A 16,720-nucleotide genomic window follows, 5' to 3' on the forward strand; every position below is an offset into this window, starting at 1 on the left:
CTCGTCCCCTCCTCACAGCGAGACATTTCGGCCATCGGCCTTGTCGAAAATATGCAGCTTCTCGGGGTCCGGTTTCAGTCGCAGAATGCCGTCGCGCCCAAGCGCCTCGAATTCGGCTGCTCCCACCACGCTCACGAGCTTCTGTCCGCCCAGATCGGCATGCAGATAGACCTCGTGCCCCATGAATTCGGCGTTGGTCAGTTTCGCCTGCAGCGCCGGCCCATCGGCCTCACCGGCAAGCGAAAGATGCTGCGGACGGATGCCGATGACAGCGTCCGTAGGTCTGGCTGAAAGCCGCTTTTCCAGATGGTCGCCTATCGGAAGACGTTGCCCGCCGATGACGAACTCCGCCCCGTCGATCGCCACATCCACAAGGTTCATTTCCGGCATGCCAATGAAACCGGCGACGAACAGATTGGCGGGCCGGTTGTAGAGTTCCTTCGGCGTGGCGACCTGCATGATGCGCCCGGCCTGCATGACGCAGATACGGTCGCCCATGGTCATGGCTTCCGTCTGATCGTGCGTCACGTAGACGACGGTCGAAGACAGGCCCTCCGCCTTCAGCTGGCGATGCAGACCGGTAATGCGCACACGCATGGAAGCGCGCAGCTTCGCATCGAGATTCGAAAGGGGCTCATCGAACAGGAACACGCCCGGCTTCTTGATGAGGGCACGGCCCAAAGCAACACGTTGCGCCTGCCCGCCGGAAAGCTGTTTCGGCAGGCGATCCAGCAAGGGCTCGATTTCGAGAATGCGCGCGACATTGTCGATTGCCTTCTCGATCTCGGGCTTGGCAACACCGGCAATCTTGAGGCCGAAAGCAAGATTGCCGCGCACCTTCATATGCGGATAGAGCGCATAGTTCTGGAACACCATGGCAATGGAGCGCTTGCCGGGCGGCAGGTCGTTGACGCGCTGATCTCCGATGAGGATTTCACCGCCGGTGATTTCCTCCAGCCCCGCCACCATGCGCAGCGTGGTGGATTTGGCGCAGCCGGACGGGCCGACGAAGACCATGAACTCGCCGTCCTCGATTTCGAGATTGATGCCGTGCACGGCCTTGAAGCTGCCGCCATAGACTTTTTCGAGATTTTTAAGTTGAACGCTTGCCATTTTCAGCCCTTGACCCCGCCAGACGAGATCCCTTCAATGAAATACCGTTGCGCCGCGAAAAACACGACGAGCGCAGGCGCGATCGTCAGCACCGACATCGCCAGGATGCGGTTCCATTCGAAGGCTTCGGTGGTGTCGATGGAGAGTTTGAGCGCCAGGCTCACCGGATATTTATCGACCGAGGACAGGTAGATCAGCGGTCCCAGAAAGTCGTTCATCGTCCACATGAACTGGAAAAGGCAGACCGAGATCAGCGCCGGCGCCAGCATCGGCACCACGATGTAGACCAGCGTCTGCAGACTGTTGGCGCCATCCACACGGGCGGCTTCCTCCATATCCGAGGGCAGCGAGCGCAGGAACTGCACAAGCATGAAGACGAAGAAGGCATCACCGGCTAGTGCCGAGGGAACCCATAGCGGCAGGAAACTATCCAGCCAGCCGAGGTCACGGAACAGGATATATTGCGGAATGCGGGTTACGACATTGGGCAAAAGCAGGATGGCGATGACAGAGCCAAACAGGATTTTCTTCAGCGGAAAATCGAAGCGCGCAAAGGCATAGGCCGCCATGGTGCAGGAAACCGCCGTTCCGATGACCTTCGGCAGGATGATCAGGAACGAATTCCAGAAAAACCGGCCGAAGGTGTAGGGCGTGGAAGTCTCCCAGCCGCGGATGTAACCGTCCAGTGTTGGCGTCTCAGGAATGAAACCTGCACCGGAAAAAATCTCGGAATTGGTCTTGAAGCTTGCGCCGACCAGCCAGATCAGCGGATAGAGCATGATGAAGCCGACCGCGAACAGCAGCGTGTACCGGACAGAGGTCGATAACAGCCGGAGCCTTGCCCGGCGGGCGGCCTGCATGTCGTATAAGGTTGCGATATCGGTCATGGCATCAATTCCGCTTGTCGCCGGCGTAATAGACCCATTTTTTCGAGGACCAGAAGGCCACGAGGGTCAGCACGGTGATGATGGTGAAAAGAACCCAGGCGATGGCGGAGGCATAGCCCATGTTGAACTTCTTGAAAGCCTCATCGTAAATATAGAGAGGCAGCAGATAGGTAGACTTCAACGGCCCGCCCTGGGTGATGATGTAAGGCCCGTTAAACTCCTGGAATGCCTGAACCATCTGCATGATCAGGTTGAAAAAGATGACCGGCGTCAGAAGCGGCAGGGTGATGAAAAAGAACGTCTTTACCTTGCCTGCGCCGTCGATTGCCGCTGCCTCATAAAGCGACTTGTCGATGGATTGCAGCGCGGCGAGAAAGATCACCATGGCCGAACCGAACTGCCAGCAGCGCAGCAGCGTAATTGTAAAAAGCGCATTGGCGGGATCGCCAAACCAGTCGACCGGCGACAAGCCGATTGCCGCCAGCGCCATGTTGGCCAGCCCTTCGCTGGCGAAGATGTAACGCCACAGCACCGCAATCGCGATCGAACCGCCGAGGATGGACGGAACGTAAAAGGCGGTGCGGAAAAAATTGATGAATTGCAGCTTGTAATTGAGTATCGCCGCGATGAACAGCGCGAAGGCAAGCTTCAACGGCACCGTCAGAAACACATAAAACAGGGTGACGTTCAGGGATTTCATGAACGTGCGATCACGGGTGAAGAGCCGCTCGTAATTGGCCAGTCCCGCCCATGTGGGGTCACTCATCAGGTCGTAGCGGGTGAAGCTGAGATACAGGGAACCCAGAAACGGGATCGCCGTGAAAACCAGAAGTCCGATGATGTAGGGCGTCAGATATCCCAGCCCGAGGAAGCGATTAGATTTCATGACGCTCCTCCCCCACCCCGGAAAGGCGCGGATAACAGAATACAATTTCGTGCAAGTGATTCTCCCGGAACGGCTGACGGCGGGCGCATGGTGGCGCGATTTCTCGCCGCAGCCGATCTCCTCCCTCATTGATACGGCGCGCATTAGCAGTTTGTGAGGTGACAAAACCAAATTTCCGAGCCAAGGTGAATTAACAAAGACGAGGAAAAAGATGGACGAAATCGAAGGTGGTATTCTCTCGTCCGTTCCGCCTGCGGCGCTCACGCTTAATCTCACGCGCGCCACGATCAAGATGGAGCACTCCCGCACCTGGCAGATCGACAAATCCAATCAGGTGGACGATCTCATTATCTGCCTGGAGGGTCGCGGGCATTATCTCGTGGACGGTGAAGCACGGGTGCTGGAGCCTGGCGACGCCATGCTGATTTTCAGGGGGCAGCATTTTATCGGCTGGAATGAACAGGCCGTCACCTATCGGGGAGTGGCACAGCATTTCACGCTGGATATTTACGGTCGCCACAACCTTGTCGCGCAGATGGACCTCAAGCCGAAACTTTCGCTGAGCCGCTGGCCGCTGCTTGAGCCGCTGGTGCGCCACTATCGGCAGAGCGCTCCACCCTCCTCTGTCACGCTTGGCCAGCATCACCTGTTCATGGTGTTGCTGATCGCATTTATCGATGATGCATTTCTCGGATGGGTCGACCGTCCGAGTTTCCAGCCGGAAGGTGCCGAAGCCCTGGATCTGGCTGTCATGAAAGCGATCACGATGATTTCCGCCACTCCGCTCGACCCTGAAATCGCCGCAAGGGCGACCGACGCAGCCCCCTATAATCGCGACTATTTCCTGCGTGAGTTCCAGAAACGGGTGGGGCGCACGCCGAGGAAATATCAGGAATTCAAACGCATGGAACGTGCCATGCATTTTCTTGAAGCCGGGCTTTCAGTTGCGGCTGCGGCGGCAGAAGTGGGTTATGGAGATCCCTATTATTTTTCGCGGATGTTCAAGCGCACATTGGGGTTGAGCCCCCGCGACCACATGAACAGGATACGCCGCAGCAGGCACGGCAATCTGATGGCGTTTGACGAGCACGAACAGCAGAGGCTGCTTGCCACCGAAATGCAAAAGGCCCCGGCATAGCGGGGCCTTCTTGCGATAAAGCTTTGGAACTACCGGAAAAGTGACGGCAACCAGAGTGAAAGCGACGGAATATAGGTGACGGCGAGTAGCACGGCTATGCTGGCGCCGAAGAACGGCCAGATCGTTCGCATCGCTTCCCGTATCGTTATGCCGCCAACCGCACATCCCACGAAGAGCACCGTTCCGACCGGCGGCGTATTGAGACCGATACCGGCGTTCAGGATCATCACGACACCGAAATGCACGGGATCGATGCCGAAGGCCTTCACGACAGGCAGAAGCACCGGCGTGGAAATGATGACCATCGGTGCCATATCCATGAAAGTGCCGAGCAAGAGCAGAATGACGTTGATGACCAGAAGCACGATAATCGGATTGTCCGAAATCGCGCTGATTGTCGCGATCATCAGTGTCTGTACCTGCAGGAACGCCATCAACCAGCCGAACGATGCAGCCGTGCCGATGACGAGCAGAACCATCGCTGTCGTGCGAACCGCCCCCATCACCGCTTCCACGAAACCGCTCCAGTCCAGCTCACGATAGACAAGCATGGCAACAAGGAAGGCGTAGAGAACGGCAATGCAGGAGCTCTCCGTCGCGGTGAAGATGCCCGAACGAACGCCACCGAAGATGATGCCGATCAACAGAATGCCGGGAAAGGACGCCAGAAGATAATACATCAGCTTCGAAAAGCCGGGAAACGGCTCGGACGGGTAACCCTTGCGCCGCGCGACGATATAGGCGGTGACCATCAGGGCCGCAGCAAGCAGCAGGCCTGGAATGATGCCGGCGGTGAAGAGATCGGCCACCGAAACATTGCCACCCGCCGCGATCGAATAAAGGATCATGTTGTGCGAAGGCGGGATCATCAGCGCGATGATGGCGGCGTTGACAGTGACGTTGACGGCGTAATCCCGGTCATAACCGCGCTTGGCCATTTGCGGGATCATCAGGCCACCAACGGCCGAGGCGTCGGCGACAGCCGAGCCGGAAATGCCGCCGAACAATGTCGAAGCGACGATGTTGACCTGCCCCAGACCGCCGCGCAGATGACCGACAAGACCGGCCGCAAAACGGATCAGACGATGGGCTATACCGCCGCGGACCATGAGGTCACCCGCGAAGATGAAGAACGGGATCGCCATCATCGCAAACACGTTCATGCCGGAGTTCATCTGCTGGAAGACCACGATGGGCGGCAGGCCGAGATAAAGAACGGTGGCGAAGGAGGCAATGCCGAGGCAGAACGCAATCGGCGTACCGATCAGCATCAGAAGGGTGAAGACACCGAAGAGGATTGTGTAAGCCATTTACGCGGCCTCCTGCACAAACACATCCGCCGCGATTTCCTCGCCGATGACGAGATCGATAAAGCGTTCGGCTGCAAACAGCGCGATCAGAAAACCGCCACCGATCAGCGGGAAGAAATCCATGCCGCCCGGCCATCCAAGAACAGGGATCGTCGCCGTCCATGTTCCGGCAGAGAGGACGGTTCCGTACCAGCACATGCCAACCCCGAAGAAGAAGATCAGTGCCAGACTGGTCAGGTCCATCGCCGCCTGTATGCGCGGCGGCATCATATAGCGCAGAATATCCAGCCCCAGATGCACGCTTTCACGCACGCCCACCGCCGCCCCCAGCATGATGAACCATGACATAAGGTGAAGCGACAGCGGCTCGGACCAACTTGGTGAATCATTCAGGATATAACGGGCAAACACCTGCCAGCCGACGATAAGGGTCATGGCGACCATGCCGACGCCGGCGATGTAAAGTGACGCACGGCTGAGCGCGCCGAGAAATGGGCGGATCGCCCGCATGAAGTTTCGCATTTGCCTTCCTCCTCCAACCTCAGACCAATGACGACAAAAGAAAACCGGCCCTGTTGCCAGAGCCGGTTTTTCCTATGTCACTTGACGGCTTTTACCCGCTCAAGGAGGTCTTTCATTTTCGGATCGGTGACGAACTTGTCATAGACCGGCCCCATCGCGGCGGCGAACTCTTCCTTGTTGACCTTGATGACGTTGGCGCCACCGGCGCGTACCTTTTCTTCCGAGGCCTTTTCGCGCGCACTCCACAATTCACGCATCTTGCCAACGGAATCCTTGGCTGCCTGACGCAGCAGCTTTTGATCTTCCGGCGACAGCTTGTCATAGGAAATCTTGGAGATGACGAGGATTTCCGGATTGAGGGAATGTTCCGTCAGCGAATAGTTCTTCGCCACTTCATAGTGACGGGCGGATTCGTAGGACGGCCAATTGTTTTCCGCACCATCGACAACGCCTGTTTCAAGCGAGGAGTAAACCTCGCCCATCGGCATCGGCGTAGGGTTGGCGCCAAACGCCTGCATCATCGATATCCACAGATCCGATTGCTGCACGCGGATTTTGAGGCCCTTCAGGTCCGCCAGTTTTTCGATGGGCTTCTTGGTTGTGTAGAAGGAACGCGCACCGGAATCGTAAAAGGCAAGACCGATTAGGCCGTGCGGTTCGAAAGCTGCCAGAACCTCATCGCCGATCGGGCCGTCTACGGTATTGTGCATGTGTTCCGTCGAACGGAACAGGAAAGGCAGGCCGAGAACGGTGGTTTCCTTGACGAGATTGTTGAAAGGCGCAGCGTTGACGCGGTTCATGTCGATGACGCCGAAGCGGGTCTGCTCGATGGTATCCTTTTCACCGCCGAGAACCGAATTGTTCATGACCTGCACCTTGATGCGGCCATTGGAGCGTTCCGACAGAAGTTCGCCCATATATTTCACGGCTTCAACCGTCGGATAACCGTCGGGATGAATATCGGCCGAGCGCAGGGTGATTTCCTGCGCCTTGGCGGAAACGCCTGACAGCGCGATCCCCATCGCGATGCACATCATGCTTGCAATCTTTTTCATTTCTTCCTCCTCCGTTGTAACAACGGCCCCACCCCTCCAAGGCTAACGGACCGAATTTTTCACGCCCATCCGGGCCGGCATGCAAAGACCTTTCATCTGCAAAGGATGATGGGGACCTCCCTTTCCCCAACTATCCCGAATTGAAACTACACCGCCTTGAGTGGCGGCAGCTTGAACAGGGCTTCTGGATTTTCCACCAGCGCTCGGTGACGGGCCGCATCGTCCGGCAGCCAGCCGAGTGTGAGCTCCGCAAGGCGGGCATCATCCGGATAGGCAGCCGTCTCGCGGACCGAATTGTGCGGCCAGTTCGTCCCCCAGACGATCCGCTCCGGCGCATGGGCAGCGATACGGCGCGAAAAGGCCGCAACATCTTCATAGGGCCAGGCGTCGCGCGAACTTTCATAAACACCGGCAAACTTGAACCAGAGATTGCCGCGATCGATGAGCTTCAAAAGTGCCGCCATCTCCGGGCCATCCGTGTCGATACCCCTGAAGAATTTTCCATGGTGGTCGAAGACCCAGCGCGAACGGATTCTTTCAAGACGCGGCAGATGATCGAGAAGCCCATTGCCGTCGAACTGAACCGCCACCATCCAGTCGGCCGCATGGGCACGCTGATCCACCGCTTCCAGTTCCGATAGGTTCACCGCGCCGCCCGGCAAATCCATGATACGGGCGCCCACGGCACCGGCAGCGGCAAGTCTTTCCATGTCCTTTTCAGTCGTGTTCTCATCGATAATCACCACCGCGCGGGCTGCCTCGCCCATTTCTGCCACGCAGGCCAGCGTGTTGCCGTTATCTCGCTGTTGGGCGTTGCCCTGGGTGATGATGACGCGGTCGATGCCAAGCCATTGCATGAGCTGGCGATAATCCTCAGGCCCCGGCAGCGCACCCGGCGGCAGGCCCGGCCCACCCGGCAAGGCTGGATAACCGGGCAGATACATATGCATCTGAGTATCGACCGCCCCTTTTGGGAACGCTGGCTGCGGCGGTGTCCCGCTTAGTTTTCTGACAAGTTCGCTCATGGCTGTGGCATCCTGAATTCAACGAGTGCGTCGCGGTTGATCTCGATGCCGAGACCGGGACCATCGGGAATGGCGACGACACCGTTCACCGCCTCTATCGGCTGTTGCAGCACGGCCTGACGGAACGGATTATGCGTCCGATCGAATTCCATGATCGGCTCGACGGGGTTTACCCGCACCGGATCGGGCACCATCGCGGCCATGAATTGCAGGGCAGCGGCGATCTGCACGCCCGTGCCCCACACATGCGGTACAATGCGTACGCCGTGCAGCGTGGCAAGCGTGGCAATCTTCTGCGTTTCGGAAAAGCCGCCGCAGCCGCAGAGGTCGGGCTGGAGAATATCCACGGCACCGGCGGAAAGCGCCTGCCACATGCCGTAACGCCCGTGCCAGGTCTCGCCTCCCGCAACCGGGATTGGTTGGCCCGCCCGCACGCGAGCATAGGCATCGAGCTGCTCCGGAACCACCGGCTCCTCGAACCAGTCGATGCCGTATTCAGCCGCACGATTGCCGAGCGCGATGGCTTCGGTAACGGTATAGCCGTGATTGGCGTCGATCATCAGCCGCATATCCGGCCCGATCGCTTCGCGCACGGCGGCAATGACCGCAAGATCCTCCTCGATGCCGAAACCGATCTTGATCTTGCAGGCGTGAAAACCCTCTGCACGGCGCTCCGCCATCTCATTGGCATTGTCGGAGATGCGGTCGACCCCATCACGCTTGAAGCTGCCGGTGGCATAGGCGCGCACGCTTTCGCGCCAGCGCCCGCCGAGCAGCATGGAGATGGAGGTGCCGTAATGCTTTCCCTTGATATCCCACAGCGCGATATCGATACCGGACAGGGCGGTAATGCTGAGGCCGCGCTGGCCCTGGTCGCGCAGGGCATTGTAAAGCACAGCCCAGATCTTTTCGGTCTGGCGGGGATCCTGGCCAATAAGCCAACCGGAATAGGCCTGAACCACGGCGGCGTTCGGTCGCGCCGGACCGAGGCATTCGCCCCAGCCGACGGTCCCGTCATCGCATTCGATTTCGACCAGAACATGGGCACGCCGATCAAAGCGCATGGATGCGCTTTCAAACGGCGTGGCCAGCCGATGTTCGAGCAGATGCGTGCGCACCGCTGTGATCTTCATCGTTCCCCTCCCGCTATACCTTGATCACACCTTGCGCTTGTGCGTGCCGATCAGGGCATCGAGCATGCCGATTTCCTCATTCGTCAGATCCTTCAGCGGCGAGCGCACCGGACCCGCATCAAAGCCCTGCAGGCGAACGCCAGCCTTGATGGCGGAGACAGCGTAACCCTTGGCGCGATTGCGGATCGCCATGAACGGATAGAAGAATTCCGTCAGGATGCGTTCGCAGGTGGCGCGCTCGCCGGCCCGCAGCGCCGCATAGAACTCGTTGGCAAGGCCCGGCACGAAGTTGAAGACGGCCGAGGAATAGGTGGTGAAACCGGCGCCGAGATAGGCTTCGGCAAACAGTTCCGCCGTCGGCATGCCGCCGAGATACATCAGGCGGTCACCCATCTTGGCGGTGATCTGGCGAACGAGACCGATATCACCGGTGCCGTCCTTGAAGCCGACGAGGTTCGGGCACTCATCGCAGAGACGCGCCAGCGTATCCGCCTGAAGCACCGAATTGTCGCGGTTATAAACCATGACGCCGATGCCGACCGACTGGCATATTTTCTTGATGTGCGCGTAAAGGCCTTCCTGCGGCGCATCAATGAGGTAATGCGGCAGAAGCAGGATGCCATCAGCACCGACTTTTTCCACCGAGCGTGCAATATCGACCGCAACCTCGGTGCCGTAGCCGCAGCCGGAAACGATTGCCGTTTCACCGGCCACTTCCTTGGCAGCCGAAACGATAGCAGGGATTTCATCCGGCTTCAGCGAGAAGAACTCGCCCGTACCGCCCGCGGCAAACAGCACCGGCGCCTTGTAACCGGCAAGCCATTCGACATGCGCCCTGTAGCTATCGGCCGCAAAACGACCCTCGGAATCAAAATGCGTTACCGGGAAGGAGAGCAGGCCGGAGCCAAGCGCCGCCTTGATTTGTTCAGGGTTCATAATCCGTATTCCTCTGCAAGTTCACTGACTGGAAGCCACCTAAACCGCTTGCCGCATATTTGTCAACAAGTCATCATACAAGTTATATGATGAATTTTGAAAATCGGCGCGCACTAGCGCGCCAGCCAGCCACCATCGACATTGAGGATGGCGCCATGCACGTAGTCGGCCGCCGGCGAGGCGAGGAAAACCGCCGCCCCGGCGATGTCTTCAGAATGCCCCCAGCGGCCTGCCGGGATGCGCTCCAGAATGGCCTTGTTGCGGGCAGCATCCGCCCGCAACGCCTCGGTATTGTTGGTTTCGATGTAACCGGGCGCTATGGCATTGACGTTGATGCCCTTCGCGGCCCACTCATTTGCCAGAAGCTTGGTCAGACCCGCAACGCCATGCTTCGCCGCCGTATAGGACGGCACGCGGATGCCGCCCTGAAACGACAGTAGCGAGGCGATATTGACTACCTTGCCCGGACGACCTTTCGCCAGCAATTCCTTGGCGAAGGCCTGCGTGGTGAAAAACAGCGCCTTGAGATTGACGTCCATCACCTCATCCCAGTCGAGCTCTGAAAACTCCACGGAATCGGCGCGGCGAATGATGCCGGCATTGTTGACGAGAATATCGAAACCGGCGTCGGCAAAGCTGTCCCTGGCGGCGAGTGGATCGGCAAAATCAATCGACAATGCGGCGGCCTTGCCGCCATTCTTCGCGATCATGTCCAGCGTCTCGTCCGGCGCGCGGCGGGCGGCGCAGACAACTTCCGCGCCGGCCGCGGCGAGGCCGACGGCGATTGCTTGACCAAGCCCTGTATTGGCACCCGTCACCAGCGCCTTACGCCCTTGAAGCGAAAAGGGATTTTTCATTTCAGATCCCCCGGCTGGATGAAGTCCATGTCGGTATAATCGACATTGTCTCCAGCCATGGCCCAGATGAACGTGTAAGAGCCGATGCCAGCGCCGGAATGGATCGACCAGGGCGGAGAAATGGCACCCTCTTCGTTGGAAATGAAGAGATGCCGCGTTTCCTGCGGCTCACCCATCAGGTGCAGAACGCGCGACTTTTCATCCATGCCGAAATAGAGATAGGCCTCCATGCGGCGATCATGAATATGCGACGGAATGGTGTTCCAGACGGAGCCGTCCTCCAGCGTCGTATAGCCGAGCACCAGCTGGCAGCTTTCCATGACGAGTGGGTGGATGAACTGGTTGATTGTGCGCTTGTTGGAGGTCTCGGTCGCACCAAGCTTGACCTCCTTGCTGTCGGCAAGGCTGACGAGCTTTGCCGGCAGGCTGCGATGCGCCGGGCATGAAGTGATGTAGAACCGGCCCGCGCCATCGAAGGTCACCGCACCGCTTCCCGCACCGAGATACAGAACGTCGCCACGATTGAGCGTATACGTCTCGCCACCAGCGTTGACCGTGCCGGTGTCGCCGATATTGACGATGCCCATCTCGCGCCTGTCAAGGAACGACGGCGTCTTGGTTTCCTCGACCTTGTCCAGCATCAGCGGGGCACCATCAGGCACCGCGCCGCCCATGACGAAACGGTCGTAATGGGTATAGATCAGCCTGATTTCGCCGGAACGGAACATGTCGTTGGCGAGGAAATGCTTGCGAAGCCCATCGGTATCGAGCGTTTTTGCATATTCCGGGTTGACGGCCTGCCTTGTTTCGACGGTCAGCATCAAACTCATCCTTCATGATTGTTGCGTATAGGACATAATATATGTTATCCGCTTTTTGTACGATCTGTATGACAAGGTCAAGAGGAACCTGGATATCTCGACCACGCCGGAGACGTTGAACGGGGTTTCCTGCAGCCTCGATGATCCGCAGTCCATTCGTTTAGGGAGAATTGCAATGAAACGGCTTCTTGTTACCGGTGCGGCTGGCCAGCTCGGCCGCGTCATGCGCAAGCGCCTCGCACCTATGGCCGACATATTGCGTCTTGCCGATCTTTCGCCGCTCGATCCTGCCGGGCCGAACGAGGAATGCGTGCAATGCGATCTGGCCGACGCCAGCGCCGTCGATGCGATGGTCGCCGATTGTGACGGCATTGTCCATCTTGGCGGCATATCGGTGGAGCGGCCTTTCGAGCAGATCCTTCACGGTAATATCATCGGGCTTTATAACCTCTATGAGGCGGCCCGCGCCCATGGGCAGCCGCGAATCGTCTTCGCCAGCTCCAATCACACGATCGGTTATTATTCCCAGACAGAGCGGCTTGGCCCCGACGTTCCCTTCCGGCCGGACGGTCTTTACGGCGTGTCCAAATGTTTCGGCGAAAGCCTCGCCCGCATGTATTTCGAAAAATTCGGCCAGGAAACGGCGCTGGTCCGCATCGGCTCCTGCACGCCGGAACCGCAAAATCACCGCATGTTGTCGACCTGGTTTTCGCAGGATGATTTCGTATCGCTGATCGAGGCGGTTTTCCGCGCGCCGGTGCTCGGCTGCCCGGTCGTCTGGGGCGCATCGGCCAATGACGCGGGCTGGTGGGACAATTCCCACCTCGGCTGGCTTGGCTGGAAACCGAAGGACAACGCCGAGACTTTCCGGCAGCACATTGCCGAGACAACACCGCAACCAGACCCTAAAGATGCGGTGGCGCGTTTTCAGGGCGGCGTTTTCATCGACAATCCGATCTTCAAGGCGACTTGAAATGCCATTCGGGACCGACAGGCATGATAACCGGTCTTTCCTGCGCGTGCAGCGGGATTGCAAGCCGGACCGCGAATGACGTATCGAGGAATACCGGACGCTAACCTGCACCCTTTTTTAGAACGGCGATGACAATGACAAAAGCGATAACCTCCGAACCGGCAGCTCCGCAAGCCAAGACGCTTGTGGTGAAGGTTTCCGAGGAGCTCCGCAGCCAGATCGCCAAGGGCCGTTATAAGACAGGCGAGCGCCTGCCTTCCGAAGCGCAGATGACGCAGGAATTCGGCGTAAGCCGCACCGTGGTGCGCGAGGCCATCGCCTCACTGAGGTCCGACGGGCTGGTCGAGCCGCGTCAGGGTGCGGGCGTCTTCGTGCTGGAGCCAGCGCCTGTCGAGCGACGGCCGTTCCATAATGTCGATCTTGCCCGCGTCTCGTCCCTGATCGAAATGCTCGAACTGCGCACCGCCGTGGAAGGTGATGCCGCCGGTCTTGCGGCCGTTCGCCGCTCCCCGGCGCAGGAGGAGAAAATCATCGAAGCCTTCGATGCCTTCCGCGCCAGCGCCGCCAAGGGCATTCCGACAGCAGAGGCCGACTTCGCTTTTCACCTGGCCGTTGCCGACGCAACCAACAATCCGCGCTTCAGCGAGTTTCTACAGGTGCTTGGCCCCACGCTCATTCCGCGCCGCGCCGTTGCCGAAAACGGCAAGGAAACCGTGCTTTCACCCGCTGACCTCAACCGGCTTGTCGGTGAGCACGAAGCGATCCTGATTGCTATACAGGACGGCGACGAAGAGGCGGCAAGAAGCGCCATGCGCCATCACCTGAAAAGCAGCCAGACGCGTTACCGCGCCATGCTGCGCGCGCCGCGCTGAATTTCAAGCTTGAACGACATCGCATGACCGAGGAGAACGACATGCAGCAGCTTCCGACATTCCCCACCGTTTCACCCGACGATGGTGTTGAACGCACCGTGCTTTCCGAAGCGCCGGAGCTGATGGTGGTTTCGTTCCGCTTCAAGACCGGCGCCGAAGGCAAGCTGCATAACCATCCGCATGTGCAATCCACCTATGTCGCCAGCGGCAGCTTCCGCTTTTACCGCGATGGCGAAGCCTACGACCTGCAGAAAGGCGACAGCCTCATCATTCCCGGCCATGTCGAGCACGGCTGCCTCTGCCTGGAAGAGGGCGAACTGATCGACTGCTTCACCCCTCGCCGCGACGACTTTCTCTGAACCTGGCCGGCCTCAGGCGCGGGACAAATCCCGCAGGGTGCGTGGCAGGCTGTTCATGCACTCTGCCCCTGCTGTAGTAACGAGGAACTGGTCCTCGATCATTAGCGCGCCCAGACCTTCGCCGTAAAACGGCGCTTCAAGTGCCACGACCATACCGGGAAGAATGACCTCCTCATTGTCATGGGAAAAGAACGGCCATTCCTCTATGCCCACGCCGCCGCCGACGGAATGGCCGAAATGACCGCGATAATATTCGCTGAATCCGTCTTTGCGCATCGAAGCCAGCATGGCGGCGTGCACCGCACCGAATGTATTGCCGGGACGAATCGCTTCCAGCCCGCTGGCAAAAGCTGCCTCCAGCGCCTTGAAAATATTGGCCGCGAGCGGAGAGACCGCACCCCATGAAAACGTCCGCGCGCCATCCGACGAATAACCATCGACCAACGTGCCAACATCGGCCTTGATCAGGGCACCGGGCGCGACGACCGCCGTCATATCCGACAGGACCGGACCGACCGATATATAGTCCCAATGACCGCTCAGCGAAAAACCCGACTTCAAGGCATGCAACTGAGCGCCGACTTTCCACGCGTTGGAAAGCTGGCTGAGCGCCAAGCCCGGCCGCACGGCCGCCGCCATCTCGACCAGCCCGGCCTCAGCGGCCGCTGCGGCCCGCCTGAGAAGTTCAATCTCGCGCACGGATTTCACCGCACGCAGACGTTTCAGCACTGTCGAACCATCAACCCAGTTCACAGCGGGCGTCACCTCACGAAGAGCCGAAAAATCGGCGGCGGGCATGAATTCGAGATCGGCACCGATGCGCGCCGCAGACAGCCCGCGTTCCTGCAGAAGGTCGGCCAGCAAAACAAAGCAGGCGGCGCGATCGAATGTCTCCGGCCTCTGTCCGCCGGAATTGTTTCGGCGATAGGCACCGTCTACCTGCGAGACGTTTTCGACACCCGACATATCGACCATATCGATCCAGATGCGATGCCGGCGCAGATCGACATCAGGCGCGGCCTTCTCGACAAGAGGTGCGGCGTGATCGCTGACGACGGCGGCAAGCCCGGACGCAGCATCGGCTGGCACAAGCGCAATCGCCGACCCCGCCCTGCCCCACATCGTCGCAACGCCCGCATGTGCTCCAACGGCATAACGGAAGGCTTCCGGCTGGAAGAGCACCAGCGCATCCATGCCCGCCTCACCCATCAACTGCTGCGCACGGCCTCGATCGATATCGCCCATAAGAACCTCGGTAGATTGTTTCACCCCCGTGTTTTCAGGCGGGAGCAATTATATCAAGATTCCGATTTATCAGCGGCTGCTGAGAGAAAGAAGCAGGAAAACAAGATAAGGTTGGAGGTTGGGGATAGTCCTCCTATAAAACAGTGCTTTAGGTCCTGTTGACAAAGTGGATTCCCAAATCAGTGGAAGCATGATTCAAAACTGCCTTTTAGGAGGCGGGTTTGGCGCGTGGCGATCTGACGGATTTGGAATGGAGGATCATTGAGGGGCTGCTGCCTACCGAGCGCGGCAGGAAGTCTCGGCCCTCTCATGACAACCGGCGATATCTCAACGGAATGCTGCATGTTCTGCGGATCGGCTGCCCCTGGCGCGACATGCACGAGCGCTACGGCAAGTGGAACTCCATCTATGTTCGCTTCCGTCGTTGGGCGGAACAAGGCGTGTGGGATGGACTTCTCGAAACGCTTGTCGAGTTGGGGCTAACCGACGACTGGCAGCACATGATCGACAGCACCACGGTTCGAGGCCATTCACAGGCAGCGGGCGCTAAAGGGGGACTTATAAGGAGGCTTTTGGTCGATCACGCGGTGGCTTTACGACAAAAATCCACGCTCGCGCAGACGGTCAAGGACGCCCTCTCGGCTTCATCCTGACGGGTGGCGAAGCATCGGACTACAATGCCATTCCGGGCTTGCTAGCAATGCCAGTTGGCAAACCGAGATTGTTTCTCGCTGACAAGGGCTATGACAGCGACTTCCTGCGTGAAGAACTGCTGACCCACGGGATCAGGCCCGTTATACCGCCGAAGGCAAATCGAAAAGAGCCGCCCGTCTGCGACTTTCGGGCCTATAAGGATCGAAACCGTATCGAGCGCCTGTTCAACAAGCTCAAGCAGTTTCGGCGCGTAGCCACCCGCTATGATAAAACCGAACGGTCGTTCGCTGCATTCCTTGCTTTGGCTGCCGTTCGCGTCTGGCTGCCATCATTCACCGGGATGGTCCAAAACCCATGACCTAACCGGGGCCTCCCCAGTTCGGACGTCTTTGTAGGTCGAGCTGATCTTACTCAGCACCGTCTCATCGTCCGTATCGATCTCGTAGAATGTGCTGTCGACGGCTCGGATCGTAATCCATGTCTTGTCTGACTGCATCGGTCCGGAGCCGACAAACTCGCCCCAGATAACCTGCTGCGTCTTCTCGGCCAAGGCTGCTAGATCGGAGCCTGAAAGCCGGGCGTCGTCCTGCGCCAACTCCTCCAGTTGCTCGCCGCCGTCACCTGTGGCCTCAAACCATTCGTGCCCAGGCTTGGATGACTTGACGGTCGAGACTGTCCAATTTGCCTGCAAAGATCGAGGTGTCAAAAGCCGCAGTAAGTCTCTGAGATCAAGCGCGAGGACATTCTCTTTGAGATCATAAATCCTAAGTATCGCCATGACGTCCCCCTGACGGCAGGATTCGCATTGGCAGCAGCACTTTGTCAACAGGACCTAGCACCACCACAGCATCCGCATTCCGTCACCCTGACGAAGTCCGGGGTCCAGCACGGTCAATTCCTTGATTGCAAAAGGCTCCGGCCACGGCGCTGACAC

General features: G+C 58.8%; 18 protein-coding genes. 5 read left to right on the forward strand and 13 right to left on the reverse strand.

Translation table 11 applies throughout. From position 1 onward, the window contains the following. Positions 1 to 12 precede the first annotated feature (12 nt). The 3 genes from FB593_RS17860 to FB593_RS17870 are packed head-to-tail and all read right to left on the reverse strand — an operon-like array spanning position 13 to position 2,886. Entirely contained in the window at positions 13 to 1,113 is a 1,101-nt protein-coding gene (locus FB593_RS17860; RefSeq protein WP_111803005.1) for an ABC transporter ATP-binding protein, read from the reverse strand. A gap of 2 nt (positions 1,114 to 1,115) precedes the next feature. After that, positions 1,116 to 2,000, reverse strand: coding sequence for a carbohydrate ABC transporter permease (locus FB593_RS17865; RefSeq protein WP_111803006.1), 885 nt, complete (start codon positions 1,998 to 2,000; stop codon positions 1,116 to 1,118). 4 nt (positions 2,001 to 2,004) lie between these two features. Next, a complete protein-coding gene (locus FB593_RS17870; RefSeq protein WP_003517909.1) occupies positions 2,005 to 2,886 on the reverse strand; it encodes a carbohydrate ABC transporter permease in 882 nt (293 codons plus the stop codon). Between the two features lie 211 nt (positions 2,887 to 3,097). On the opposite strand from FB593_RS17870, the gene FB593_RS17875 reads away from it, so the two are divergent. Next, positions 3,098 to 4,024 carry an AraC family transcriptional regulator gene (locus FB593_RS17875; protein ID WP_111803007.1) on the forward strand — a complete coding sequence of 309 codons (927 nt, stop codon included), beginning with the start codon at positions 3,098 to 3,100 and terminating at the stop codon, positions 4,022 to 4,024. Positions 4,025 to 4,053: 29 nt separating this feature from the next. Here FB593_RS17875 and FB593_RS17880 read toward each other — a convergent pair whose 3' ends face one another. From FB593_RS17880 to kduI, 8 genes are all read right to left on the reverse strand, one after another. After that, a complete protein-coding gene (locus FB593_RS17880; protein ID WP_003517912.1) occupies positions 4,054 to 5,334 on the reverse strand; it encodes a TRAP transporter large permease in 1,281 nt (426 codons plus the stop codon). Then, complete coding sequence (locus FB593_RS17885) at positions 5,335 to 5,856, reverse strand: TRAP transporter small permease (RefSeq protein WP_013761414.1); 522 nt, start codon at positions 5,854 to 5,856, stop codon at positions 5,335 to 5,337. Between the two features lie 77 nt (positions 5,857 to 5,933). Continuing rightward, complete coding sequence (locus FB593_RS17890) at positions 5,934 to 6,911, reverse strand: TRAP transporter substrate-binding protein (RefSeq protein ID WP_003517915.1); 978 nt, start codon at positions 6,909 to 6,911, stop codon at positions 5,934 to 5,936. Between the two features lie 146 nt (positions 6,912 to 7,057). Beyond that, the gene (locus FB593_RS17895; protein WP_111803009.1) at positions 7,058 to 7,936 is read right to left on the reverse strand and encodes an amidohydrolase family protein; all 879 of its coding nucleotides are present in this window, start codon (positions 7,934 to 7,936) and stop codon (positions 7,058 to 7,060) included. Next, positions 7,933 to 9,069, reverse strand: a complete 1,137-nt coding sequence (locus tag FB593_RS17900) for a D-galactarolactone cycloisomerase (protein ID WP_111789101.1) — start codon at positions 9,067 to 9,069, stop codon at positions 7,933 to 7,935. The genes FB593_RS17895 and FB593_RS17900 overlap by 4 nt, the downstream gene beginning before the upstream one ends. A 24-nt stretch (positions 9,070 to 9,093) precedes the next feature. Beyond that, positions 9,094 to 10,005, reverse strand: a complete 912-nt coding sequence (kdgD, locus tag FB593_RS17905; protein ID WP_111801512.1) for a 5-dehydro-4-deoxyglucarate dehydratase — start codon at positions 10,003 to 10,005, stop codon at positions 9,094 to 9,096. Positions 10,006 to 10,118: 113 nt separating this feature from the next. Then, positions 10,119 to 10,862, reverse strand: coding sequence for a 2-dehydro-3-deoxy-D-gluconate 5-dehydrogenase KduD (gene kduD / locus FB593_RS17910; protein ID WP_013761417.1), 744 nt, complete (start codon positions 10,860 to 10,862; stop codon positions 10,119 to 10,121). After that, on the reverse strand, positions 10,859 to 11,683 hold the full coding sequence (kduI, locus tag FB593_RS17915) for a 5-dehydro-4-deoxy-D-glucuronate isomerase (protein WP_003517924.1): 825 nt from the start codon (positions 11,681 to 11,683) through the stop codon (positions 10,859 to 10,861). Before kduI ends, kduD begins: the two co-directional genes overlap by 4 nt. 175 nt (positions 11,684 to 11,858) lie before the next feature. Here kduI and FB593_RS17920 point away from each other — a divergent pair, with 175 nt between their 5' ends. The 3 genes from FB593_RS17920 to FB593_RS17930 all read left to right on the forward strand — a co-directional run bounded on the left by FB593_RS17920 (position 11,859) and on the right by FB593_RS17930 (position 13,887). Continuing rightward, positions 11,859 to 12,656 carry an NAD-dependent epimerase/dehydratase family protein gene (locus tag FB593_RS17920; RefSeq protein WP_111827748.1) on the forward strand — a complete coding sequence of 266 codons (798 nt, stop codon included), beginning with the start codon at positions 11,859 to 11,861 and terminating at the stop codon, positions 12,654 to 12,656. 134 nt (positions 12,657 to 12,790) lie between these two features. Continuing rightward, a complete protein-coding gene (locus FB593_RS17925; RefSeq protein WP_003517927.1) occupies positions 12,791 to 13,528 on the forward strand; it encodes a FadR/GntR family transcriptional regulator in 738 nt (245 codons plus the stop codon). Between the two features lie 41 nt (positions 13,529 to 13,569). Further along, positions 13,570 to 13,887: a cupin domain-containing protein gene (locus FB593_RS17930; protein ID WP_003517929.1), complete on the forward strand. Its 318-nt coding sequence runs from the start codon at positions 13,570 to 13,572 to the stop codon at positions 13,885 to 13,887. Positions 13,888 to 13,899: 12 nt separating this feature from the next. Here the strand turns inward: FB593_RS17930 and FB593_RS17935 are convergent, their stop codons facing one another. Next, positions 13,900 to 15,132, reverse strand: coding sequence for a M24 family metallopeptidase (locus FB593_RS17935; protein ID WP_112513652.1), 1,233 nt, complete (start codon positions 15,130 to 15,132; stop codon positions 13,900 to 13,902). Positions 15,133 to 15,353: 221 nt separating this feature from the next. Between FB593_RS17935 and FB593_RS17940 the strand changes: the two genes are divergently transcribed. Further along, positions 15,354 to 16,144 (forward strand): IS5 family transposase gene (locus FB593_RS17940; protein ID WP_112179483.1). Its coding sequence is split into 2 segments (ribosomal slippage): positions 15,354 to 15,684 and positions 15,684 to 16,144, totalling 792 coding nucleotides; the frame shifts between segments, so codons are not numbered across the junction. Here FB593_RS17940 and FB593_RS17945 read toward each other — a convergent pair. Continuing rightward, complete coding sequence (locus FB593_RS17945) at positions 16,115 to 16,564, reverse strand: hypothetical protein (protein ID WP_057208994.1); 450 nt, start codon at positions 16,562 to 16,564, stop codon at positions 16,115 to 16,117. The genes FB593_RS17940 and FB593_RS17945 overlap by 30 nt on opposite strands. Between the last annotated feature and the right edge of the window lie 156 nt (positions 16,565 to 16,720).

This window comes from Rhizobium sp. SJZ105, from assembly GCF_007828365.1.
Classification (GTDB): domain Bacteria; phylum Pseudomonadota; class Alphaproteobacteria; order Rhizobiales; family Rhizobiaceae; genus Agrobacterium; species Agrobacterium tumefaciens.